22 protein-coding genes are annotated in these 22,430 nt (G+C 45.4%); 11 read left to right on the top strand and 11 right to left on the bottom strand.

The features are described 5' to 3' along the window. The first annotated feature begins 17 nt into the window (after window positions 1-17). Window positions 18-845: a 3-deoxy-D-manno-octulosonic acid kinase gene (locus EP13_RS00300; protein ID WP_231401215.1), complete on the top strand. Its 828-nt coding sequence runs from the start codon at window positions 18-20 to the stop codon at window positions 843-845. Window positions 846-904: 59 nt separating this feature from the next. Then, window positions 905-1,402 carry a pantetheine-phosphate adenylyltransferase gene (gene coaD, locus EP13_RS00295; protein ID WP_044055445.1) on the top strand — a complete coding sequence of 166 codons (498 nt, stop codon included), beginning with the start codon at window positions 905-907 and terminating at the stop codon, window positions 1,400-1,402. Between the two features lie 28 nt (window positions 1,403-1,430). On the opposite strand, the gene mutM is transcribed toward coaD, so the two are convergent. The 9 genes from mutM to radC form a co-directional block, all read right to left on the bottom strand. Then, entirely contained in the window at window positions 1,431-2,240 is an 810-nt protein-coding gene (mutM, locus tag EP13_RS00290) for a bifunctional DNA-formamidopyrimidine glycosylase/DNA-(apurinic or apyrimidinic site) lyase (RefSeq protein WP_044055444.1), read from the bottom strand. 24 nt (window positions 2,241-2,264) lie between these two features. After that, the gene (locus EP13_RS00285; protein WP_044055443.1) at window positions 2,265-2,741 is read right to left on the bottom strand and encodes a hypothetical protein; all 477 of its coding nucleotides are present in this window, start codon (window positions 2,739-2,741) and stop codon (window positions 2,265-2,267) included. 119 nt (window positions 2,742-2,860) lie between these two features. After that, on the bottom strand, window positions 2,861-3,016 hold the full coding sequence (rpmG, locus tag EP13_RS00280; protein ID WP_013786148.1) for a 50S ribosomal protein L33: 156 nt from the start codon (window positions 3,014-3,016) through the stop codon (window positions 2,861-2,863). A gap of 11 nt (window positions 3,017-3,027) precedes the next feature. Continuing rightward, the gene (gene rpmB, locus EP13_RS00275) at window positions 3,028-3,264 is read right to left on the bottom strand and encodes a 50S ribosomal protein L28 (protein ID WP_044055442.1); all 237 of its coding nucleotides are present in this window, start codon (window positions 3,262-3,264) and stop codon (window positions 3,028-3,030) included. A gap of 359 nt (window positions 3,265-3,623) precedes the next feature. Then, window positions 3,624-5,741, bottom strand: a complete 2,118-nt coding sequence (locus EP13_RS00270; RefSeq protein ID WP_044055441.1) for a YjbH domain-containing protein — start codon at window positions 5,739-5,741, stop codon at window positions 3,624-3,626. Next, window positions 5,738-6,478: a capsule biosynthesis GfcC family protein gene (locus EP13_RS00265; RefSeq protein ID WP_044055440.1), complete on the bottom strand. Its 741-nt coding sequence runs from the start codon at window positions 6,476-6,478 to the stop codon at window positions 5,738-5,740. Before EP13_RS00265 ends, EP13_RS00270 begins: the two co-directional genes overlap by 4 nt. Beyond that, window positions 6,475-7,167 carry a YjbF family lipoprotein gene (locus EP13_RS00260; RefSeq protein WP_044055439.1) on the bottom strand — a complete coding sequence of 231 codons (693 nt, stop codon included), beginning with the start codon at window positions 7,165-7,167 and terminating at the stop codon, window positions 6,475-6,477. Before EP13_RS00260 ends, EP13_RS00265 begins: the two co-directional genes overlap by 4 nt. 100 nt (window positions 7,168-7,267) lie before the next feature. Next, window positions 7,268-7,627 carry a hypothetical protein gene (locus EP13_RS00255; RefSeq protein WP_044055438.1) on the bottom strand — a complete coding sequence of 120 codons (360 nt, stop codon included), beginning with the start codon at window positions 7,625-7,627 and terminating at the stop codon, window positions 7,268-7,270. Window positions 7,628-7,720: 93 nt separating this feature from the next. Continuing rightward, the gene (gene radC / locus EP13_RS00250) at window positions 7,721-8,398 is read right to left on the bottom strand and encodes a RadC family protein (RefSeq protein ID WP_044055437.1); all 678 of its coding nucleotides are present in this window, start codon (window positions 8,396-8,398) and stop codon (window positions 7,721-7,723) included. 180 nt (window positions 8,399-8,578) lie between these two features. On the opposite strand from radC, the gene coaBC reads away from it, so the two are divergent. Further along, window positions 8,579-9,781, top strand: coding sequence for a bifunctional phosphopantothenoylcysteine decarboxylase/phosphopantothenate--cysteine ligase CoaBC (coaBC, locus tag EP13_RS00245; protein ID WP_044055436.1), 1,203 nt, complete (start codon window positions 8,579-8,581; stop codon window positions 9,779-9,781). A gap of 128 nt (window positions 9,782-9,909) precedes the next feature. Next, window positions 9,910-10,497 carry a nucleoid occlusion factor SlmA gene (slmA, locus tag EP13_RS00240; protein ID WP_044055435.1) on the top strand — a complete coding sequence of 196 codons (588 nt, stop codon included), beginning with the start codon at window positions 9,910-9,912 and terminating at the stop codon, window positions 10,495-10,497. A gap of 90 nt (window positions 10,498-10,587) precedes the next feature. Here the strand turns inward: slmA and EP13_RS00235 are convergent, their stop codons facing one another. Beyond that, the gene (locus tag EP13_RS00235; RefSeq protein WP_044055434.1) at window positions 10,588-11,652 is read right to left on the bottom strand and encodes a CDP-glycerol glycerophosphotransferase family protein; all 1,065 of its coding nucleotides are present in this window, start codon (window positions 11,650-11,652) and stop codon (window positions 10,588-10,590) included. Window positions 11,653-11,769: 117 nt separating this feature from the next. Here EP13_RS00235 and EP13_RS19315 point away from each other — a divergent pair, with 117 nt between their 5' ends. Continuing rightward, on the top strand, window positions 11,770-12,609 hold the full coding sequence (locus EP13_RS19315) for an adenylyltransferase/cytidyltransferase family protein (RefSeq protein ID WP_231401213.1): 840 nt from the start codon (window positions 11,770-11,772) through the stop codon (window positions 12,607-12,609). Window positions 12,610-12,696: 87 nt separating this feature from the next. On the opposite strand, the gene EP13_RS00220 is transcribed toward EP13_RS19315, so the two are convergent. Beyond that, window positions 12,697-14,334, bottom strand: coding sequence for a M28 family metallopeptidase (locus tag EP13_RS00220; protein ID WP_044058618.1), 1,638 nt, complete (start codon window positions 14,332-14,334; stop codon window positions 12,697-12,699). Window positions 14,335-14,492: 158 nt separating this feature from the next. Between EP13_RS00220 and EP13_RS00215 the strand changes: the two genes are divergently transcribed. The 6 genes from EP13_RS00215 (at window position 14,493) to EP13_RS00190 (ending at window position 22,427) form a co-directional block, all read left to right on the top strand. Then, window positions 14,493-14,828 (top strand): DUF1820 family protein, encoded by a 336-nt coding sequence (locus EP13_RS00215; protein ID WP_044055433.1) that lies wholly within the window; start codon window positions 14,493-14,495, stop codon window positions 14,826-14,828. A gap of 42 nt (window positions 14,829-14,870) precedes the next feature. Continuing rightward, on the top strand, window positions 14,871-16,631 hold the full coding sequence (locus EP13_RS00210) for a DUF885 domain-containing protein (protein ID WP_044055432.1): 1,761 nt from the start codon (window positions 14,871-14,873) through the stop codon (window positions 16,629-16,631). Continuing rightward, window positions 16,628-17,143, top strand: a complete 516-nt coding sequence (locus EP13_RS00205; RefSeq protein WP_231401212.1) for a hypothetical protein — start codon at window positions 16,628-16,630, stop codon at window positions 17,141-17,143. Before EP13_RS00210 ends, EP13_RS00205 begins: the two co-directional genes overlap by 4 nt. Window positions 17,144-17,269: 126 nt before the next feature. After that, window positions 17,270-17,953, top strand: coding sequence for a translesion DNA synthesis-associated protein ImuA (gene imuA / locus EP13_RS00200; RefSeq protein ID WP_044055431.1), 684 nt, complete (start codon window positions 17,270-17,272; stop codon window positions 17,951-17,953). A gap of 2 nt (window positions 17,954-17,955) precedes the next feature. Beyond that, entirely contained in the window at window positions 17,956-19,356 is a 1,401-nt protein-coding gene (locus EP13_RS00195) for a Y-family DNA polymerase (protein ID WP_044055430.1), read from the top strand. Then, window positions 19,356-22,427, top strand: coding sequence for an error-prone DNA polymerase (locus tag EP13_RS00190; RefSeq protein WP_044055429.1), 3,072 nt, complete (start codon window positions 19,356-19,358; stop codon window positions 22,425-22,427). Before EP13_RS00195 ends, EP13_RS00190 begins: the two co-directional genes overlap by 1 nt. The last annotated feature ends 3 nt before the right edge of the window (window positions 22,428-22,430 follow it).

Raw genomic sequence — 22,430 nt, 5'->3', positions numbered from 1 at the left:
CATGACACACATCTCCAATGGCCGATAGGCGCATTAAGCAAATCTTTTTTCCCACAGATGCTCTCTCGTTGCTGAAATACCAGAATAAATCGTTAGAATGGCAAATTTACCATAAAGTTGTGGACGGCATGGCGATAATACGACGAGACTTAGGTGCTGGGCATCATTTTCTATACGATGATACCCTGATGAAAGAGCCAACCACTGACATGTTCAGTCGCGAGTTTTGGCAGATCCATAACAAAATTACGGGGTTCGCTAAGGGCAGAGGCACCACCGTGTTTGTGTCTCACGAAGGTCAGGAGTGGGTGTTGCGCCATTTTAAGCGCGGCGGCCTAGTGGGTAAGCTACTTAGCGACCAATACGTATTTCTTGGTGTGGAACACTCTCGGCCATTCGAGGAATTTAGGCTTTTGCACATCATGCGGCAACATGGCCTGAATGTGCCTACCCCCATTGGTGCGTACATCCATAGGCGCGGGTTAATTTACCGTGGTGATTTAATTACCCAAACCATTCCTAGCAGCCAAGATTTGCATCATATTTTAACCCGTGAGCCCTTATCCGCAGAGCGATGGCAGGCAGTAGGCGCGGCCCTAGCCGCTATGCATGCATGTCAGGTGTATCATCATGACGCCAACATCCGAAATATCATGATGGATGATGAGGGCAATATTTGGTTAATAGACTTTGACCGATGTCATAAACGAGGTGGCGATCATTGGAAAAAAGGAAACCTCGATAGGCTGCTACGTTCGTTAAATAAAGAGAAGGCCCTCAACCCTGTCTTTCATTGGCAGACCGACGATTGGCAGCATTGCCTAGACGGTTACCACAGTAACTGAATTGCATCTTTGAGCAATTATCGCTACTGTTGCGCTTCAACGATAAAAATGTGAACGATATGCATACAAGAGCACTGTACCCGGGTACGTTTGACCCAATTACAAATGGACACGCCGATCTTATAGAAAGGGCGTCGCAACTGTTTTCTCACGTTATTGTTGGCATTGCATCCAACCCTAGCAAGAAGCCTTTATTTTCACTTGAAGAACGGGTGGAAATGATTAAAAAAGTCACCACAGATTTGGCCAACGTAGAAGTGGTTGGCTTTACGGGCTTATTAGCCGATTTTGCTGACCAACAAAATGCGACTATTCTTATCCGCGGCCTACGTGCGGTATCCGATTTTGAATACGAATTTCAACTGGCGAACATGAACCGTAGGCTTAACCCAAAATTAGAAAGTGTGTTTCTTACCCCCGCTGAAGAAAACTCTTTTATTTCTTCTACCTTGGTAAAAGAAGTCGCCTTACACCGCGGCCAAGTAGGCGGTTTTTGCCACCCTGTGGTAGAACAAGCGTTAAAAGACCGCTTAAGCAGAGACGACAAAAAAGTCTAAGCCCCACAACCAGCATGCCAGTGTTATTCTAACGCTGGCATTGCGTACAAAAGAACGTGTTCCGCTGTCCTATCACCTTACTTTGAATAGCATTACCACACACCTCACATGGCTCGCCTTTTCGCCCATACACATTGAGGTGTTGCGCAAAATAACCCGGGTTACCGTCGGCTTGGGCGAAATCTTTCAGCGTGGTGCCCCCTTGCTCAATAGCTTTGGCTAGTACTTGCTTTATGGTAGCGGTAAGCACCTGGTAACGGGCTAAACTAATATTTCCAGCTTGCCTAGTTGGGCGAATGCCAGCCAAAAATAGGGCTTCGTTTGCGTAGATATTGCCCACTCCAACAACCACTGCATTGTCCATAATAAAAGTTTTTACTGGGCTTTTTTTGCCCCGAGATAACTGAAAAAGACGCTGGTCATCAAAGTCGTCTGTGAGTGGCTCTGGCCCTAGGTGCGCAAGTAGGCTTAACGCTTCACCGGGTGGCTGGAACAACACCGCACCGAAACGCCTGGGGTCGTTAAACCGTAAACACTGGCCAGAGGCTAAAACAATATCTACATGGTCGTGTTTCACTGGCGGCGTTGCCGCATCAATAACCCGTAACTTACCCGACATACCTAAATGCAAAATAACCGTGCCCACTGAAGTTTCAATTAGCAAGTACTTGGCTCGCCGTTTTATTGCCGAAATAGAATGGCCTATCACGTCGGCGATTGTTTCGGGAATGGGCCACCGCATCCGCCGTTCACGTACAATGATATTGGTAATGGTTTGGTTTTGAAGAAACGGTGATATACCTAACCGGCTCACTTCTACTTCTGGTAATTCAGGCATGAAAATACTCCAACAAGGCTGCCGTTATTGGTCAGCGAAGGAAAGCCAAGGCAAGAGCGTGCGCAATTCGGCGTTTTCCAATGCGTACCATTGACCATCAAGTTTTACTGTCGTGGGGTGAGAGCTGGGGTAGAAGGCGTACACAATGCCTTGAGAATAGCCCGCAAGCCATACTACGGTAATAATGGGCTCTACCTGAGATAAGGCACTATCTGGCAAGGGCGTTGGCACTAGGGCAGCCTGTTGCCATGCCGCATATTGCGCTTGTGGCGTTACCGGCAACGCTGCCCTGCCAGACACTTGTCGCCAAGTTTGGCCGTTGCGCTCTAGCTTATGGCCATCTTGTTCTATTTTTAAAACATAGGCATCGCTTGGTAAAAGCGAGCGTGACGAGGGGGCGTCTGGCGTTGAGGCAAACTTGTCTAAGTTGAATAAAGCAATCATCACTAACATCGCGAGGATCACCACATTATTCATTGCCCTTTGAGAAAGTCTTGCCACTGTTTACCCTACTGTATTTGTTCAACAACATAGTAAAGGGAACGGCGTAGACTTTCCACTTTGTCTAACGCAAAAAACCCGGCAAAGCCGGGTTTTCGTGGAGACAAAAGCAAGTTTGTTTACTTGATTTTTGCCTCTTTGAACATAACGTGCTTACGCACAACGGGATCAAACTTTTTGATCTCCATTTTGCCAGGCATGTTACGCTTGTTTTTATCAGTGGTGTAGAAGAAACCTGTACCTGCTGAAGAAACTAGTTTAATTTTATCACGCATTGTCGGCTTCCTTAGATTTTCTCACCACGGGCACGGATATCAGTTAATACTGAATCGATACCTTTTTTATCGATAATACGCATGCCTTTCGCAGACAAACGTAGTTTAACGAAACGGTTTTCGCTCTCAACCCAAAAACGGTGAGTTTGAAGGTTTGGCAAAAAGCGACGACGAGTCGCATTTCTTGCGTGCGAACGGTTATTACCAACCGTAGGACGCTTACCTGTTACTTGACATACTCTTGACATTGTATTTGTCTCCAGAACAACGATAACTGTCGCGCCAGTCAATCCCACGGCTCAAACAGACGTTGGGTCAAATGACGTATTACTATAAATTAGAGGGCGCATTTTATACAGCAAAGCCCTGCGGATTTCAATAAGAAACTATAAAAAGCTCAATTTTTGTCACTTATTTATCCACTTTAGACAAAAAAGCGGGGTTTTTCGTCTTTACCTCGCGGATCGGCTAAGCCGATTTTTAGGATCTGTACCTTCACGTGGGGCGTGAAAAGTAACACAAGTTAAACAATTAAACGCGCTTTTTTCGTAAAATTTGGCAAATAATTATTATAGGCGAGAGCAAATAGCCCTCGCCTACTAACGGATTAGTCGAAGAAAGGGGATCTTACTTCAGTGGTATCAATTAACCGAACAGGGCGACGTAGCATTTGCCCACCGTCTCGGGCAATTGGCACCCAAGGGAAGGATCCCCTACCTTTAGATGGCTGCAATAAGAACAGATCTGAAGGAATGGAAATATAGAATCCTTTGGTAAAGCTACCTTCGCCGTATTCTTCAGAAGACACGTCGGTGAATGCGGCGTAGGCACCCACGATAATGCCGCTGTCGAAGCGTTTCGCGAAGTCGATATTAACCCCTTTGTCTTTAGCAAGGAACTGACCCACACTGGCGGTAATTTGGGTGTCTTCTAAAAACGGCGGGCGATAATACACACTTGCATGGCCGGTAATGGCCTCGTAATCGATAGTGGCCAGTTTGCTGTAAGGATCGCGCTGTTTCACATAGTTAAGATCGATACCAAAAGCGAAATGGCTATCTACAGGTCGATACAGCAACTCTCCACCCACACCGGCAAACATGGTTTCTAAATAGCCGCCGTAAACTTGACCAAATAGGTTTTCGCTAACGCTGTCTTGGTAATGCGCAAACGCGGTGTCTAAACCAATGGGGTTTTCAGTGACGTATTCACGTACACGGGTTCTCACGCGCGGCACCGAGGTTTCTTCGTTATCAACTAAAAAGTTAAATTGGTCGAAGTTATCTAGCAAGGTTACGCGCATACTGGAGATGAAAGACAACTTATTGTTAACCGAGTATCCGCCACTTAAAATAAGCCCGGTTTGGTACAGATAGAAGTCTTCAGGGTTACCGAATGATTGAGTAAAGAAGAAATCAGCACTGTAGAACAGCCCTTCGATATTTGACGCATCATAGGCATCAATAATTTCCTCTGACGGCGCTGTACGGGTGTAGGTTTGCGTAATGTCAGCCTCAAGGGATTCGTAGCGCGCAGCGTCAATAAACGCCTCTGCATCTATCTGCGTGTCTACCATGGGCAAGCCACCGCTATTATCAATAACGTGGTACGTTTCTACAGAATCTGGTAACTCTGCCGCAGCAATGCGCCCTATTCGCTCAATAGCTTCGTCTTGATCTCGATAAGCATACTGAGTGCCGTAGAATGTGGCTTCTTTTTCTGTGATGTTGGCGTCCGTTAAGGCAAATCCACCAGAGCGATACAAGGTATTATACAAGCGAGACTTGTCTACCTCGTCAATCGTTTCGGGGGCCCGACGAGCCATTAGCGATTTAGGCGGCTTATCAAATTTAAGCTGGGTAATTGTGTTCATATTGAACCTGTACGTCACCCCAAAGCCCACGGTGTTGCCACGTTGGTAATTTAAACTGAAGTCAAAATTATCCAAACGATACACCGCCCCCACATTCCAGCGACTATCTTGTTCAAGTACGCCAGCACGGTCTTGGGTATAATCGTTACCCTCAAACTCTAACTTTAGCGTTAGCGGTTCCCACGGCGTTTGGTACTCAATACCGCCAAAAATGGCCGCTGAGCCTTTGAAGAACTGGTCGTAATCAATTTTACCGCCTTCACCGGAAAACCCTGTCGGACGCTCACAAAAGCTTTCTCTAAATTCACAAAATGGATTGGTAAAATCACTGGCGGTACCCAAATAACCCCAACCCACGCCAAGGTGAATATCAAAGGGGCCAATGGACTTACTGGCATTCACGTATTCGCTTTCAAAGAAACCTGTACCACCAAAATCTCTAAAGCCCACAGAGATGTCGGGCAAGTAGTAACTTTCTTTCCACAGTCGAAACTTTACGTCTAGGCCTTTATCTTTTAGCGTTTGATCGCCACTAAACGAATCGACGTCACTGTATAAACGCGTGCGTACGTCGGTATAGCGTGCGGTGGCTTCCATCCAATCGTATAACTGAAGGCTTACCGACCAAAAACGATATTCGCCATTATCGGTATAACTTGCAGCGAACGCACCTTCGTCACGCATTCGTGCCGTGGGAGTCTGAATAAGCCCTGCCCCCCCTTGCACCATTTGAGAAGGTTCTACCGCCAGCTCTGTTCGTTCACTTTCGGTTTCTGCGGCCACTGGAAACATGCAGGCACTGCTTATAAAAAGTGCGAGTGCCGATCTCTTATATGGAAAATACGCGCTCATTGCACAAGGATCCTATGTACTGCTAAATGTGCGATACGCTGGTTTAGCGTATCCATTGTGTTGCCGATAAAATTGCCAGCAATGGGCACAAAAATTTGGCTACCCGGCATAATTTGCGCGTAATCGACATTCCAATAGGCTGCACCTTTTAGGTGAACGTTCCCCATTGGGTCGATGACATACACTGTACTGTTGTCAGCGCCTGCACTATGCTTAACGGAGTTCGCTATGGTGTAAACAGCACCTGATGAATGGCGATAAGCACCGGGCTTTTCTACCACGCCAGAAAAGTGGATAACATCAGGTCGACCGCTTAGCCTAAGCAAGTACTTCCCCGGTTGAAACATGGGATTTTCTTCTGGATAAAGTCGTGCCCTTGTGTACGACACAGGCATCTCTACGCGGGTCGCCACTGTCCATGAAGCCACCTGCGTATATAAACCACTTAAGGCATCATGCCGATTTGAGCCTTCTTCATACTGAGCCAATAACTTTCTTAATTCAGACAATATGGCTTCTTTCTCACGCTCGGCGGTAGCGTCGTTCAAGTTAAACACCCCAGCGGCAGGCCAGTACCAGTCGCCAGAATCTGCCACTACAGACAACACACTGCTTAACCTTACTGGGCGAGGAAATTCATAAGGCTGCTTATTGATCAGTATGGTTAATTGAGCAAATGCGCTAAGGGGCGCCATGAGTATGAGCGCACCAAGGAAAAGCACGTTTAATCGTTTCATTGTGCAATAACTCCTTTGCTCTTCATAAGGCGCACAACGCGACTTAAATACACCATGTCGTAGACATCTCCCTGTGGCGAGAACTTTTGCTTAGACGCTAACAACTCTTTGGTTGTAGCATCAAGATAATAGGTGTTTTCCCACTCAAGGCCTGTTTCAATAAACGGGGTGGAATCGGGGAAGCTAACCTGTTCAGAGAGTTTTAATACGCGAATGGAAAAACCTAAATAGTCTTTCGTTTCTTCACCCTCAATACGCCATGTGGAGAAAACCGGTAATCCAAACCCAGTGCCTTCAATATCGACCTTGCGGTCCCACTCATAGGCGAGTCTGTCTTTACCAGACAGAGGATTACGTAATAAGTTTCCTGTGTAGTACAAATCTCTGTCTAACCCTTCGGTTTGTACTATTACGCCGTGATGCAGGGTAAATACAACCCCGTCTCCGGATACCCAGCGATGCTTGTCGCCATCGATGAAGGCTAAACCTAGTGATGCTTGATCCCGCTCCCCAGCTTTGATCTGCATAAGATCGCCCTTGTTGTTGGCGATCTCATCAAGGGTGTAATTTACGGAGCGATCTTTTAACGCTAAACGAATGGTTTTGATATATGACTGCGTGGTTGATGAGCATCCCGTCATCAAAAGAGACATAAGGCTTACAATAAGCAAGAAGTGTTTATTTTTCATTGAAAAGTGCTTCAGCAATAGACGGAAGGAAAGTGCGAAACTTTATTTTTATCAATAAAAAAGCCGCTAACAAAAGCGGCTTTTTCACACGAATCTATTTTTACTGAATAGTCGGTGCGTAGGTAAAGGTAACAGGAACAGTAATTGTTTTGGTTACTGTTTGAGTACCAGATACCGTTACTGTGCTAGTTAAGGTATTTGTTGTACCTAGACATACACCGTCTACGATCTCGTCGTCGCCTTCACAGCTAAGCACTGGATCAACAACATCATCGTCATCGTCAGGTGTGGTTGCAGAGTTGTTAGAAGCAATACCGCCAACAATCGCTGCACCAATTACACCTGTTCCCACTAAACCACCAGTAGTCACACCTAAACCTGTGCCACCGGCCTCATCTTGTGCGTTTACGCCTGCAACCATAGTAGCAGCCGCGAATAAAGCAATAATTGACTTTTTCATATTAGTCCTTTTCTGAAACTTACCCATTAGAATCCTATGCTAAATCATTTTCAACTACTTGACTACATTATAATCGAAAAAAAATTTAGATACTTAGTTTAACAAGCCTCGCTGTGCAAATGAAACAGTTTCTGTGTCTCCAACCACAAAATGATCTAGCACGGCGACATCGATCATGGTCATTGCAGATCGGATCTCTTGGGTTAATCGAATATCTGCATGACTCGGTTCTGCTACGCCAGAAGGATGATTATGGACCAAAATGATCGCGGCAGCGTTGTCTTTCATTACTTGCTTAACTAATTCTCTAGGATACACCGCGGCACTATTTATTGTCCCTGTGAACATAATCCTAAAAGCGATAAGCTGATGTTGGCTATCTAACATGAGCATGCCGAACTTTTCTTGCTGACAATCCCGTAACGCAGCCTGTAAATAAATTTTAGTGTCGTCGACATTATGAAAGACATCTTGGCGCTTCAAGGGTATTTCTAAATTGCGCCTAAAGATTTCAAAGGCCGCTTGAAACTGCGCGTACTTACATGGGCCTATTCCCGGCGTTTTAGTAAAGGTAGCTTGGGTACTGTTGACCACTTCTCGAAGGGAGCCCATTTCACCAAGCAGCTCTCTTGCCAATGCAACAGCTGTTTTTCCCATGGTTCCCGCCCCCAGTACCACGGCAATCAGTTCTGCGTCACTGAGGTGATGCGAACCTAGCGTCAGCAGCTTTTCTCTGGGACGTTCTTGTATAGGCCACACTTTAATTGACATAGTTATCCTTGTGTAAACGTAGGCCTCTATTTATACCGCTCATTCCCCTTATTAACGACTGACCAAAAGAATAGAAACGCGCTTTTTCCGTGCCTATTTATGGGTATGTACTTTCGTTCAGCTACCTTAAAAACATGCTTCATGATAGGCTAATGAGATGATTAAAAGCAGGTTTTCGCTATGCCCATAGCCAACAAAAATGTCTTACTCGGTATCAGTGGTGGAATCGCCGCGTATAAAGCACCAGACTTAGTGCGTAAGCTTACTGCACTAGGTGCCAATGTGCGCGTGGTTCTCACAGCCTCCGCCGCTGAGTTCGTTAGCCCTTTGTCGCTTCAAGCAGTATCGGGCAACCCTGTGCATCAACATTTACTCGACCCTGCCGCAGAAGCGGCCATGGGGCACATTGAGTTAGCTAAGTGGGCAGACATACTGCTTATAGCCCCCGCTACCGCCAACACGCTGGCAAAATTAACGGTGGGGTTGGCAGACGACTTGTTAACCACATTATATTTAGCCACCACGGCGAAAATCATGATTGCCCCGGCAATGAACCAGCAAATGTGGAAAGCACCGGCTACGAAAAGCAATGTCGCTACGTTAAAACAACAAGGCATCAGCTTTATTGGGCCTGCAAGTGGAGAACAAGCTTGTGGTGACGTAGGCGCTGGCCGTATGGTAGAACCCGTAGATATTGCCGACTGCGTAGATCACGCCTTTAGTGAGCCAACGTCTGAGTTAGCAGGCTTAAAAATAATGGTTACCGCAGGTCCAACGAGAGAGCCTCTCGATCCTGTACGATTTATTTCGAATCATAGCTCGGGAAAAATGGGGTTCGCGATTGCTGATGCTGCGGTAAAAGCAGGCGCGCAGGTAACATTGGTTGCAGGACCGGTTAATTTGCCCACGCCTCAAGGCTGTCAGCGCCACAATGTACTCTCGGCTGACGACATGCTTAAGGCCTGTGAAACTTATGCTGAAAGCACTGACATTTTTATTGCGACTGCCGCCGTGGCAGATTACAAAGCCAGTCAGGTGGCTGAAAATAAAATTAAAAAAGTAGGCGATGAGTTAACACTTACTTTTATTAAAAACCCTGATATTCTAGCTACTATCGCTGCCCGTCAGAACAAGCCATTTTGTGTGGGTTTCGCCGCCGAAAGTGAAAACGTAGAGGCCTACGCCCGCGGCAAGTTGGTGAATAAAGGTTTAGACATGATTGCCGCCAACGATATCACCGCAGAAGGGTTAGGCTTTAACAGTGATAACAATGCGCTGCATGTAATTTGGAACGACGGCGATAAACACTTACCTGCCTCCAGTAAAGCTGAATTAGCGAAAGGCTTGGTGAGTTTAATAGCGCAGCAATATAATAAAAATTAGCAACACGACTTAATAAAGCGGTTATTACGTCGATAATAATAACGACAAATTATAACGCCATTGGCTTTGGCCAACTTAACATGGAATACGAGCGATTCTTGCTCGATTGTGGAGGAATTACTCTCATCATGCCTGCTGTCAAAAAAACAAATCGCAGAGCGCAAATCTTACAAGCCTTAGCGGGAATGTTGGAAACTAACGCTGGTCAACGTATTACTACCGCCAAACTTGCAGAAAAAGTGGGCGTGTCTGAAGCGGCGCTTTATCGCCACTTTCCAAGCAAAGCTCGTATGTTTGAAGGACTTATAGAGTTTATTGAAGAAACCTTGTTCACACGCATCAACAAAATTGTGAACGAAGAAAAAGACTCTGCGGCTCGCTGCCAACTTATTTTGCATCTTATTTTAGGCTTTGCTGAGAAAAACCCAGGGATTACCCGCATATTAAACGGTGATGCCTTAATGGGAGAGCAAGACCGTTTGCGTGCCCGTATAGCGAAATTATATGAGCGCCTAGAAACGCAAATGAAGCAAGTGTTAAGAGAGCGCAAGTTGCGTGAAGGCAAGACCTTATCGGCAGAAGAAGAAGTTATTGCCAACTTGATGATTTGTTATGTGGACGGTCGAATTAACCTTTATATTCGTAGCGGCTTCACCCGTAAACCCACCGAACAATTCAGTGAACAGTGGCAAGTATTTAAACAGCTGTTTATCTAACTCGTTTAGCCTGTGCCTTCGCCGCACAGGCTAACACTCACGCACACCTCGCCTTACCTTAGTACTATTCACGCCCGAAGGCGTATTTCGTTAGTATGCTTCTAAGTAATCCACGATACGTGCTGAGCTTTTGCCGTCGGTAGGGCCAGTATGGTCTCGTGTATATTCTGCCCGTTCCTTGGCGTACAAAGAGGGCTCGGCCAATTGCTTTTCTACCGCTTCTCTTAATTCACTAAAGCTATTGATGTGCAGCCCTATGTTTTCATAAATAACATTGTCTTTGCCAAATCGTTTTTCGAAACGGTATTTGAAAATTCCGCGATAAGACCATTTCAACTTGAAGAAATTGCATACAATCACCGGCTTAGACAGTGCGACAAATTCAAATAACGTACTGGAGGCTTCACTTAATAAGATGTCAGCGTCTTTCATAAACGGCAGAAGAGACAATTCGTATTCGCTAGCCACATACGCATTTTCAAATGCCGCCCACTTTTTTAGCTTCTTGCGTTGATTTTTATAAGCTTCACGGGTGTAGGTGAAGGTGTGAGGCTTAATAAGAATATTAAAATCTTCAAAGTAGCGAGGCCAATCATCAGGAAAGCGCTCTAATGAACTTGGGTTAAAAGTAGGGGCAAACAGCAGCGTCTTTTTGCTTTTGTCTAAACCTAGCTTGGCATAATCGAGCCCGGCCTCTGTGTTGTTGTAAAGCGGATCGAGTTTGGAGAAGCCCACCTGCACAAAGTTGTCGTTGGGATATAGCTCTCTTATTTTTTTAAGCCTAAACTCACCCTCAATAAAACGCACGGTCATTGGGGTTACCGACTTATGATAATAGCTGGGTTTTGGGCCTACGCCATGCCCTAACTGAGCGGTTTTGCTGGCTTGATGGATTTCATCTAAGTACGCAAAAGCGTTACCAAAAAAGATCCAGTCTGGCTTATGTTCTACGTAATAGTCTCGGGCAGACTTGTCGTCTTCTACCCAATGATAGTTATAGGCAAGCGCGGTGAGTACTTGCGTAAATTTATCTTCGCTATTCTTATTTTTATAGCAAACAAACGTTATCTGATGCCCTCGTCGAGTGAGTTCTTCACAAATAGGAAGAAATTGAGGCAAGTAGTAGACATTCACGGTGTCAAAAACAATATTCATACAGATAATTAGACTCTTTTTACAATAAGAAAAGTAACTTTGTAAATTTGCTAACTAGCGTAACTCTTTGTTTATATTATAATGAGATGTCAATTTATAAACTAATCGTTGAGAGCCATGCTAAACGCCACATTATCAAAGTTCGGATACCCAGAAAGCCTTATTAAGACTTACGATTACTGGCATGTACTCTTAAGACCAGGCCAAGTCACTATTGGTTCTTTGGTACTTATTTGCAAAGAAGATGTCTATCAATATGCCGATATCTCTGAAGAGGCTGCTAGAGAGCAAAAACAGGTTATTGCTGATATCGAGAGGATACTGAAAAAGCGCTTCAACTTCAGCAAAATTAATTACCTTATGCTGATGATGGTCGATCCCGCCGTGCATTTTCATGTTATTCCACGTTACGATAGCCCTGTCACATTTTGTGAGAAGCAATTTGAAGACACCAGCTGGCCTAGCCCACCTAACTTAAAATCTGTCTTGCCTTTAGATGACATTTATCGTGATGAGTTGTTATCTACCCTTAAGGCCGACTTTGCATTGCTTTCTGTTCCGCAAATCAGTTCAGGTAAGAAGTACGGTCGTATGTATACCTCAGGGTGCTTTGATATTTTCCATCAAGGCCATCTCAATATCCTGAAAAAAACCAAGCAATTATGTGACTATTTAATTGTAGGCGTGTCTACCGATGAGTTAATTATTCAGTCGAAAGGTCGCCCTCCCCTCATTCCATTTGAAGAGCGAATTTCTATATTAGAGTCAAACCGCTATGTGGACGAAGTTATCCCACAAGTCGATAAGAATAAGCAAAAAGTGGTGGATGAATATCGTATTGATGCTATCTCGGTGGGGTCGGATTGGAAGGGTAAATACCCAAGCGTCACTTGTGAAATGGTGTATTTTGACTATACGCCAAATGTTAGCTCTACCGTATTAAAGCGCAAGCTGTAAGCCGTTAGCCGTTAGCCGTTAGCCGCGAGAATAGCGATAAAGAAAGAAGAGCCAGACTGATGATGTCTGGCTCTTTTTTTTACTGTCTTATTGACCGAAGGTGGTACCGAAGAAGTCGCCTTCATTCCAGCTTGGCTTGTCTTCTTGGTTTGCCAGTGTCCAACCAATTTGTGCATTTACCTTGGTAAAGGTTTCTGCTGCATTCCAGTTAAACGGCTGGTGAATATCGTCGCTAGGCTTGTGGTAGTGAGTTGATAAAAACTGACCGAATACCTTGCTTCCATCCACATTAGGATCTTTCGATTTTAGGCCTGGTACCATAAACACCGCAGGCACACCTTGCTTTACAAACGCATAGTGATCAGAGCGAGTGAATAAGGCTTGTTCTGGCCATGGGTCTGGGCTTAGTTCAATATCTGCGTTAGCAGCGGCCTTTTCCACCGAGTCTTGTAAATCGCTGTGGTTTGCACCAAAGGCGATAACATCTGCAAACTCGTAAGTTAAAATAGGCATGTCTAGGTTAACGTTAGCCACCATTGAAGTAACAGGAACGGTCGGGTTACGGGCAAAGTAGTCTGCACCTAATAAGCCTTTTTCTTCACCCGTTACCGAAACGAATAAAATTGAGCGTTTAGGCTTTTCTTTCATTTCGCTAAACAAACGCGCCGTTTCAAGCATCACAGAGGTACCAGAGGCATTGTCCATGGCACCGTTATTGATGTTGTCTTTCTTTACCGTTTTCGCAAAACCAATGTGGTCTGAGTGTGCAGAGAATACCACGTACTCGTTTTTCAGAGTGGGGTCTGAACCTTCTAGCATACCTACTACGTTGGGGCTGCTTACCACTTCGTGAGTACTTTGTTTACTAAGAGAAACTGTACCTGGTAGTTCAAAACCTTTAGGCACTTTGTCTGCTTCTAGTTCAGCATACACTTCTTCTAGCGAGTGCTCTGCGCCGTCAAATAAGGTTTTTGCTGCCCCTTCACTAAGGTAAGCACCACCTTTTATTTGTGCAAAGGTATTCGCTGGCTCACCGTCTTCGTTTAGCCATGCCATACGGGGAGTATGAATGTAGCTTAAACGGCTTTGATACGGACGAACTTTTTCATTTTTTGGCGTCGTGATGGTGATCATGCCAATAGCGCCACGCTCAGCAGCGTATTTTTGTTTTTGATACCCTGAAGCAAAGTGAGCGCCTTCTTCTGAGGGGAAGTCGCCTGGCTTACCGGCAAGTGTTACCACTATTTTGCCGTCTACATCCATATTTTCGTAGTCGTTATGGTCAAGTTCGTCAGCCACAATACCGTAGCCGACAAACACTAACTCACCTTCTACTTTTGCGTCAGTGGAAAGTAGGCTTGGGCCTGCTAAGTATTGCTTGGGGTATTCAAAATTAATGGTTTCGCCGCCACGGGTAAGGGTAAACGCTGGCGATTCTTGAATAAGATTAGCCTTACGAAAGTTAACGCGTTGAACGTAACCGTCGGTCCCAGCTGGCTTCAAACCATATTTAGCAAATTCAGTGGCTATGTATAACGCCGCCATTTCATGGCCTTTCGACCCTGTGTCACGGCCTTCTAACAAGTCGTCTGCAAGAAAAAATAAGTGTGACTTTATTCGTTGTGTATCAGGATTAAAGCCACTGTCTGTCGTTTCAGGTTTTTGTGCACATGCCGACAATGTCATTGCCGCCACTGCACCACCTATAAGTAGTTTTTTTATCATTATGTTTTCACCGTCTTTAAATCTGCCAACATAGTATCGTACAGAAGTGCTTTGGCAATATTTAACCCTGTATTTTTCCATCATTGCCCGTATAAATAGACCAATGTAAACTTCCGCTTCTTTGGCATAGTGTTTATTTGAGCAACTAAGAACAAACCATGAGTAACAACGAACCTTTATATCGAATACAATTTATTAGTCACGGTGAACGCTACGAACTGTACGTAAAAACCCTAACCCAAGGCGCGCTTTTTGGCTTCGTTGAAATAGGTGACTTTGTATGGGACACCCACACCAGTGTAGTGGTAGACCCTAGTCATGAAAAACTGAAGTCAGAATTTGGCGATGTTTCAAAAACTTATATACCTATGCATAATGTCTTACGTATTGATGCTGTGAATAAAAAAGGAACGGCTAAAATTACTCAATTAGACAATAAGTCTGATAAAGTAACGTCATTCCCCCGACCCATATATACACCAAACAAAGAGTAACCCGCCGGGTTTGTTTCCGGCACTAAGGTTGCCGGAGGCCTAATGACTTTTCGTTATTTTTTTGCTTTATTGCTTAGCTTGGCAAGTTTTTCATCACTTGCCACCGCCGCTAAAGATGCCGAATTTTACACCTTGCTAGAGGAAATTTGGCAATATGAACTCAGCGTGTCACCGCTACTTGCATCTCGTCACGGCGACCATTCTTTAGCGGCACAACTGCCTGATATTTCTCCTGAAGCATTAGCTCGCAAGCACGGTATGTGGGTTCAATACCGAAACGCGTTGGAGAAATATAATGTTGATAACCTCTCCAATGACGGTTTTATTGCTTTGCTCATGCAAAAATACCGGTTAGATGATTATATTGATCAATACCGCTTTCGCGCGCACCTTATTCCAATTAATTCGGAATATGGCTTCCACGCTACCATGGCCGGATTACCTCACTTATCTCGTTTCAAAACCGACGAAGATTACCTCGCCTACATTCACCGGCTCCATAGTTTGCCGCCTTACTTTGAACAACAAATTAGCTATATGCGCCAAGGCTTAAAAGAAGGGTATACGCAACCGAAGGTGGTGCTGAAAGGATTTGATGAGGCAATAAAAGCCTATTTAGTTGACCGGCCTGAAGACAGTGGCTTTTATGCGCCTTTTACGTCTTTTCCTGATTACTTTTCAGCTACTCAGAAAAAAGCCCTTAACGCTGCCGGTAGAGAGGCCGTTGAGAAAAGCGTATTACCGGCCTATCAGATGTTTTATCACTTCATGGTAAATGAGTATATACCTGGCGCTCGCCAGTCTATTGCCGCTCAGCATTGGCCCGAAGGCGACGCCTACTATGCTAACCGAGCCAAGCACTACACCACCACGGATATGACGCCGCAAGAAATTCATCAGCTCGGGCTTCGCGAAGTAACGCGCATTCGAGAAGAAATGCAACGCATTGTGGATGAGGTCAAATTCCACGGTGATATCAACGATTTTATTCAATTTCTCCGTGAGGACCCACAGTTTTACGCAGAATCAGCGGAAGACTTGCTAAAAGAAGCGTCGTTTATTGCCAAAAAAATGGACGCTAAGTTACCTTCACTTTTTGAATACTTACCCCGCACCCCTTATGGCGTTGCGCCAGTACCCGATAATATTGCACCTAAGTACACCACTGGCCGCTACATTCATCCTAGTGGCGATGATAAACCTGGTTATTATTGGGTAAACACCTACGCCCTAGATAAGCGCCCGCTGTATGCCTTGCCTGCTCTCACTTTGCATGAAGCTGTGCCTGGCCACCATTTACAGATATCGCTGGCGGCAGAGTTAGACGCGCTTCCCATGGTGCGCCGCAATACTTATATTTCCGCCTTTGGTGAAGGCTGGGGGCTGTATTCAGAGTTTCTGGGGATAGAAGCCGGTATTTACGAAACCCCTTATGATAACTTTGGTCGTCTTAGCTATGAAATGTGGCGGGCGTGTCGCTTAGTGGTTGATACTGGCATGCACACTATGGGCTGGAGCCGTCAGCAAGCGGTAGATTATATGATGGAAAATACGGCCCTTTCTGAGCACAATGTGAATACGGAAATTGACCGCTATATATCTTGGCCCGCGCAAGCGTTATCTTACAAAATTGGTGAGATAAAAATAAAAGCATTACGTAAAAAAGCAGAAAAGGCATTGGGACAGCATTTTGATGTACGTAAGTTTCATCGGGCGGTATTAGAAAATGGTTCGGTTCCCTTGTTTATCTTAGAGCAACACATCAATACATTTATAAAACAACAAAAGGCAATAACACAATGATAGTGGTGGCATTTGCAGTGATGGGAGTTCTTCTCCTATTTTCCGTATACCTTGTGCTTCGCATGCAAAACTTGCAAAGGGAATTAGCCCTTACACGCACCTCGGCAAAACAAAGCAATAGTAAGGTTTCTCATGCGTACCGCAACCTAGTGCTGGTGACAGAAGCATTAGAGAAAAACCTGTCTACTCGCACTGAAAACGCCTTTAAACGCAGGCTTATTAATGCCCAGCAGCATGCTGCTTTTATGGTGCTTATGAGTAACTTTTCCACCATTGTAATGGCCTGCTGTGAAAAAGGAGCTTCCCTTGAAGAAGCGCTTAATCAGGTGTTAAAAAATGAAGAATTAAGCCTGACAGACCTGCAAGAAGTACTAAAGGAAATGCCAAGTAATGTTCGAATGGCTTGGTCTAAAAACTCAGCTGATGGGTTTATTGCCGCTTGTCAGCTTATTACAATCACCATCAGTGGCACCACAAAGTCGGCTGCACAAAAAGAAAACCAAGCGTCTTAGTTACCCTTCCTTTATTTCTATTTTTCATTGAGTTAGCTAAAAGGCAGCGTGAAACGCTGCCGCTTTGCTTGAAAACCCAAGTACGTACATTATAATACTGTACATGCATACAGTATTATAGTGTTTATGAAAGACCCATTATCTCTTTTACATAACAATCCAAACCTATGGCGAGCCCGTGATCAGCATGGCGCATGCGCACGTTTTGCCTTGGGTGTGGATAAACTAGATGAGGTATTACAAGGTGGTATTCATACATCAGGCATGATTAGAGTGTCCTGCGCAACAGGCTCGGGGGAATTGTCGCTCTTTAAACAAGTGATTAGTCAGCCTCGGGAGCATAAATTACGTGTATTCATTAACCCACCGGCTGAACTACAAGCCCCTTGGCTTGTTAGCCAAGGCATTGCCATAGAGCAAGTACTGATCATCACTCCCACTAACGACGCCGACGCCTTATGGGCGGCTGAGCAATGCCTTAAAAGCGCAGCATGTCATTGCGTACTGTTATGGAGTAACGCAATATCACCAAAAGAAGCCCGTCGGTTGCAAGTGGCGGCCAGCCACAACGATGCTCTATGTTTTTTATTTTCACACTTGAATAAAAATATGACATCCCTTCCGGTGGTACTTGATATCAAATTAGCCGTAAAAGAAAGCAACATCGTGGTGGATATTCTGAAACATCGGCAGGGCTGGCCAATCAATAACCTTGTTATTCCCTTTACTTGGACGCCTAGCAATCACGCCATTCAATGGGCAATGTTGAATAACAAAAGGAACCCGCGCCCTCTACACTCTGTGAGTTAGTCATGCTTTGGGCCTACTTTCATTGCTACCAACTCACCCTCGACACTTATGTGTCACAGCAAAGTGCATCGCCTTGCCCTGTGCCAACGGTGGTATATAACGAAAAAAATAACGCTGTCGTACAATTAAATCCCCCAGCAAAAGACACGGGGCTAGACGTGGGGTTTGGTTTAGCACAAACCGCCGCCCTTTGTCCTCATGTCAATATTTTAACTTACCGTGCTGAGGCAGAAAGAGACACTTTGATTAGCTTGGCTCACCGATTATATCCATTAGCTTCGGATATTGTCCTTGAAGACACAAATAGCTTGGCAATACGTTTAGATAACTTAGTGCAGTATTACGGCAGCTACGAGGTATTGTGGAGTACCTTAACCCACGAAATCTCTCTCTCAGGCATTCACTATAATTATGCTACAGCGTGGGGAATAGAAGCTGCGCGACTGCTAGCCAAAAATCATCATAATAAAGTGAGTATCCAGACTGCAGATATTAGGGAAAGTCTCTCCACCTGCGCCCTTTCTCAAACAGAGTTAGACAGTAAAGCCATTACGTCGCTAGCAAAAGTGGGCATAACTCAAGTAGGGCAATTACTCAGTATGCCAGTTCACGAATTAGGCCGTCGTTTCACCAATGACACCATTCGCTACCTTACCGCCTTACGAGGAGAGACCTTTCCCACACGACAAGTATTTAGGCCTAGCGATACCTTTGAAAAAACCACCGCTTTGTCGTTTGAAGTAGAAAACACCCAACACTTACAGCCTTACCTTAACATTCAGCTTGAAACCCTGAGCCATTATTTAAGAGCCCGTAACCTTACAACGTCCGCCATTGAATTTCGTATTTCGTTCAGAGAGGTAAGCCCCCTACGGCTGGCGGTAAACGCCGCCTTGCCCACAACAGCACTAAAAGATTGGCTGGAGCTGGCCGTACTCAAGACAGAGCGCTTAGCGTTACCCGCCCCCGCTATTTCGTTAACCCTGACATGTTGCGAATTTGAGCCGACCGCAGGCGACAACGGCGATTTATTCTCGAACCGCTTCACCACATTAGCGCAAAAACAGCTTATTGGCCGCTTAAAAGCAAAGTTGGGCGACACAAGCACACAACAACCTTTGATGGGTAACAGTCATGCCTTTGAGAAAATGTGTACCTATGATGTACAGCATGCCACCGAGACTTACCAGTTTGATGCAGCACCCACCTTTTTGTTTAGCCAACCAAAACCTCTCACGCAAGGCAGTAAAATTTGTTTTGGCCCATTACGATTGCAAACCCTGTGGTGGGAAGAAGAAGCGCAACCACGGGATTACTTTATTGCGCAAACGCTACAAGGCAGGCGCTTACTCGTGTTTAAAGATCATCACAAGCGATGGTGGATGCAGGGAATATATAGCTAATGTACAGCGAGCTTTTTTGCCAAAGTCACTATAGTTTTTTAACCGGTGCATCTTCCCCCGCTCAACTGGTCACCACGGCGTCATTTTTAGGCTACGACGCACTAGCCATAACGGATGAATGCTCGGTGGCAGGTGTGGTACGCGCTTATGCGTCTATTACCCAGCAACGTTTACCCATAAAACTGATTGTGGGTAGCTATTTTGTTTTTGACGACACTTTTGCCTTCGTGTTGTTATGTCCAAATAAGGCCGCCTATTCTGAGCTATGCCGTATCATTACCAATGCCAGAAGGCGCTCGAAAAAGGGGGAATACCAATTAGCGGAATGGGACTTGCGTACTATTCGGCACTGCAAACTCATCTGGCTGCCTAGTACTCAGCAAGCCCACGACGACTATTGGGCCAAATGGCTAAGTCAACACTCGGCTATTCACACCCATATTGGGGCTCAACGTTTACTCGACGGTAACGACCATCACAGGTTTGCGACCTATAACCGCCTAGCACAGCACTACGACTTCCCCGTAGTAGCCTGCACGGGGGTATTAATGCACCATAGCGACGACTTAGCCCTGCAACATGTATTACAGGCTACCCGTGAACATTCCACCGTGAGCAACCTGGGTCGCCATGCAATCAGTAATGCAGAGCGTAGTTTAAGGCCCATCAATAAAATTCAAAAACTCTATCCCGAACGGTGGATAGACAACACATCTGTACTCGCTGGAAGCTGTCACTTTTCACTCAATGAAGTACGTTATCAGTATCCTGCCGAATTGGTGCCTACAGGCTATACAGCCATAGCCTACTTACGCCAGTGTGTTGAAAAAGGCATTCGCATACGCTTCCCTGAAGGCCTGAGCAAAAAAGTACGGGCCATAATTGAAAAGGAAATGAAGCTGATAGAAGAGCAGGATTATGCCTACTTTTTCCTGACGCTTTACGACATTGTGCAATTTGCCAAACAGCAGGGAATTTTGTATCAAGGCAGAGGTTCAGCCGCGAACTCTGTGGTGTGTTACTGCTTAGAAATTACGGCGGTAGACCCTCGGCAAATTAATGTACTATTCGAGCGTTTCATTTCTAAAGAGCGTGACGAGCCCCCAGACATTGATGTGGATTTTGAGCATCAAAGACGGGAAGAAATTATTCAATACATTTATAAAAAATATGGGCGCGAACGCACGGCCATCGCTGCCACCGTCATTTGCTATCGCTTTAAATCAGCCTTTAAGGACGCCGGTAAAGCACTGGGGTTCAATGAGTCTCAACTGAGCTTTATTGTGAAACAAATTAACCGTAGAGACAGTGTTATTCCTTGGCAATCCCAACTGGAGGAGCTTGGCCTTAAGGGAGATGACAAACGCGTAAAGCAGCTGATTAATATCACCGAGCAATTACTGGGTACCCCGCGGCATTTATCACAGCATGTTGGGGGCTTTGTCATTAGTTCAGGCCCCCTTTATGAACTGGTTCCCGTAGAAAACGCCGCTATGCCAGAGCGAACCATTATTCAATGGGACAAGGACGACATAGAGACCTTAGGGCTACTCAAAGTGGACGTATTAGCATTAGGCATGCTTAGCGCAATAAGGCGCACCTTCGCATTAATAAACAAACATTACCCTGTTCCTGTGAGCATTCCTTTCATTACCAAACTGGGAGACGACCCTCAGGTTTTCGACATGATTTGTAAAGCCGATACCGTGGGTGTCTTTCAAATTGAATCACGGGCTCAAATGTCTATGTTACCGCGGCTTAAGCCCCGCTGTTATTACGACTTGGTTGTGCAAATCGCCATTGTCAGGCCTGGGCCCATTCAAGGCGACATGGTGCACCCCTACTTATTAAGGCGTCATGGAAACGAGAGCATTAGCTACCCCTCGAATGAAGTAAAAGACGTGCTATCACGCACCATGGGCGTCCCTATTTTTCAGGAGCAAGTGATTCAACTTGCTATGGTTGCTGCGGGGTTTAGCGGTGGAGAAGCCGACCAACTTCGCCGTGCTATGGCCAGTTGGAAAAAAGACGGCAGAATTTTCGAATTTCGCGATAAATTAATAAAAGGCATGGTAGCAAGAGGCTATGACGAGAATTTTGCCCATAACCTGTTCGAACAAATAAAAGGCTTTGCCGGCTATGGCTTTCCGGAATCTCACTCAGCGTCCTTTGCGGTGCTAGCTTATGTATCCTGTTGGCTCAAGTTTTACTTTCCGGTTGAATTCTACGTGGCGCTACTGAATAGCTGGCCTATGGGCTTTTACTCTCCCTCTCAATTGGTGCAAGACGCAAAACGTCATAAGATTACGGTAATCCCCCCTTGTATCAACCAATCATGCTACGAACATCAGGTGGTTTATCATAAAGGCTATAAGAAAATTCAATTGGGATTAGCTATAATTAAGGGGCTGGGAGAGGCAACCGCCCATGAGTTATGCAGGCAACGCCCCCTTGAAGGGTTTACACGCATTGAAACAATACAAGGCCTAAACATCAGGCGGGACGAACTTGAAGCACTTGCCAGTGCAGGGGCGTTCAATGCGCTAACGGGTAACCGCTATCAAGCGCGATGGCGAATGATGGACAATCAAGCAAGCCTGCCATTATTCGATGACTGTCCTAATAATGATAGTTTGGCCATTACGCCAAATGATGCAGACAACTTACTTGAAGATTATGCGGCTACTGGGCTGAGTACACACGATCACCCTGTGGCATTACTACACCGCGAAAAGTCACTTAACTACATTACAACGGCAGATAAGTTACACGGAAAAACGCACAAGTCGGTGGTAAAGGTACTTGGGTGTGTGACAGGACGCCAAGCACCGGGAACCGCAGCAGGGGTTACTTTCCTTACCCTTGAAGATCACACTGGCAACATGAATGTTGTGGTATGGGTATCTACTGCAAGAGCGCAGCAACCCACGTTTTTAAAAGCGAAGCTACTTCAAGTCAATGGCGTGATTGAGCGCTCTAAAGAGGGAGTCATTCATATTATTGCAGGTAAGCTGATAGACCGAACGCCCTGGTTAGCGTCTTTGTCGTTAACCTCACGGGATTTTCATTAAAGC

Origin of the sequence: Alteromonas australica, assembly GCF_000730385.1 — a bacterium.
Classification (GTDB): Bacteria; Pseudomonadota; Gammaproteobacteria; order Enterobacterales; family Alteromonadaceae; genus Alteromonas; species Alteromonas australica.
The sequence above is the reverse complement of the archived record's forward strand: the minus strand, read 5'-3'. Positions and strand labels throughout refer to the sequence as shown.

What these genes read in the sequence shown, in the direction of transcription:
- EP13_RS00235 (WP_044055434.1), bottom strand. Translation starts at nt 11,652, where the DNA reads ATGAATATTGTTTTTGACACCGTGAATGTCTACTACTTGCCTCAATTT.
- coaD (WP_044055445.1), top strand. Translation starts at nt 905, where the DNA reads ATGCATACAAGAGCACTGTACCCGGGTACGTTTGACCCAATTACAAAT.
- rpmB (WP_044055442.1), bottom strand. Translation starts at nt 3,264, where the DNA reads ATGTCAAGAGTATGTCAAGTAACAGGTAAGCGTCCTACGGTTGGTAAT.
- mutM (WP_044055444.1), bottom strand. Translation starts at nt 2,240, where the DNA reads ATGCCTGAATTACCAGAAGTAGAAGTGAGCCGGTTAGGTATATCACCG.
- EP13_RS00260 (WP_044055439.1), bottom strand. Translation starts at nt 7,167, where the DNA reads ATGAAAAATAAACACTTCTTGCTTATTGTAAGCCTTATGTCTCTTTTG.
- EP13_RS00195 (WP_044055430.1), top strand. Translation starts at nt 17,956, where the DNA reads ATGCTTTGGGCCTACTTTCATTGCTACCAACTCACCCTCGACACTTAT.
- EP13_RS00210 (WP_044055432.1), top strand. Translation starts at nt 14,871, where the DNA reads ATGACTTTTCGTTATTTTTTTGCTTTATTGCTTAGCTTGGCAAGTTTT.
- EP13_RS00255 (WP_044055438.1), bottom strand. Translation starts at nt 7,627, where the DNA reads ATGAAAAAGTCAATTATTGCTTTATTCGCGGCTGCTACTATGGTTGCA.
- EP13_RS00205 (WP_231401212.1), top strand. Translation starts at nt 16,628, where the DNA reads ATGATAGTGGTGGCATTTGCAGTGATGGGAGTTCTTCTCCTATTTTCC.
- EP13_RS00220 (WP_044058618.1), bottom strand. Translation starts at nt 14,334, where the DNA reads ATGATAAAAAAACTACTTATAGGTGGTGCAGTGGCGGCAATGACATTG.
- EP13_RS00270 (WP_044055441.1), bottom strand. Translation starts at nt 5,741, where the DNA reads ATGAGCGCGTATTTTCCATATAAGAGATCGGCACTCGCACTTTTTATA.
- slmA (WP_044055435.1), top strand. Translation starts at nt 9,910, where the DNA reads ATGCCTGCTGTCAAAAAAACAAATCGCAGAGCGCAAATCTTACAAGCC.
- radC (WP_044055437.1), bottom strand. Translation starts at nt 8,398, where the DNA reads ATGTCAATTAAAGTGTGGCCTATACAAGAACGTCCCAGAGAAAAGCTG.
- coaBC (WP_044055436.1), top strand. Translation starts at nt 8,579, where the DNA reads ATGCCCATAGCCAACAAAAATGTCTTACTCGGTATCAGTGGTGGAATC.
- EP13_RS00215 (WP_044055433.1), top strand. Translation starts at nt 14,493, where the DNA reads ATGAGTAACAACGAACCTTTATATCGAATACAATTTATTAGTCACGGT.
- EP13_RS00190 (WP_044055429.1), top strand. Translation starts at nt 19,356, where the DNA reads ATGTACAGCGAGCTTTTTTGCCAAAGTCACTATAGTTTTTTAACCGGT.
- EP13_RS00265 (WP_044055440.1), bottom strand. Translation starts at nt 6,478, where the DNA reads ATGAAACGATTAAACGTGCTTTTCCTTGGTGCGCTCATACTCATGGCG.
- imuA (WP_044055431.1), top strand. Translation starts at nt 17,270, where the DNA reads ATGAAAGACCCATTATCTCTTTTACATAACAATCCAAACCTATGGCGA.
- EP13_RS19315 (WP_231401213.1), top strand. Translation starts at nt 11,770, where the DNA reads ATGCTAAACGCCACATTATCAAAGTTCGGATACCCAGAAAGCCTTATT.
- EP13_RS00300 (WP_231401215.1), top strand. Translation starts at nt 18, where the DNA reads ATGGCCGATAGGCGCATTAAGCAAATCTTTTTTCCCACAGATGCTCTC.
- rpmG (WP_013786148.1), bottom strand. Translation starts at nt 3,016, where the DNA reads ATGCGTGATAAAATTAAACTAGTTTCTTCAGCAGGTACAGGTTTCTTC.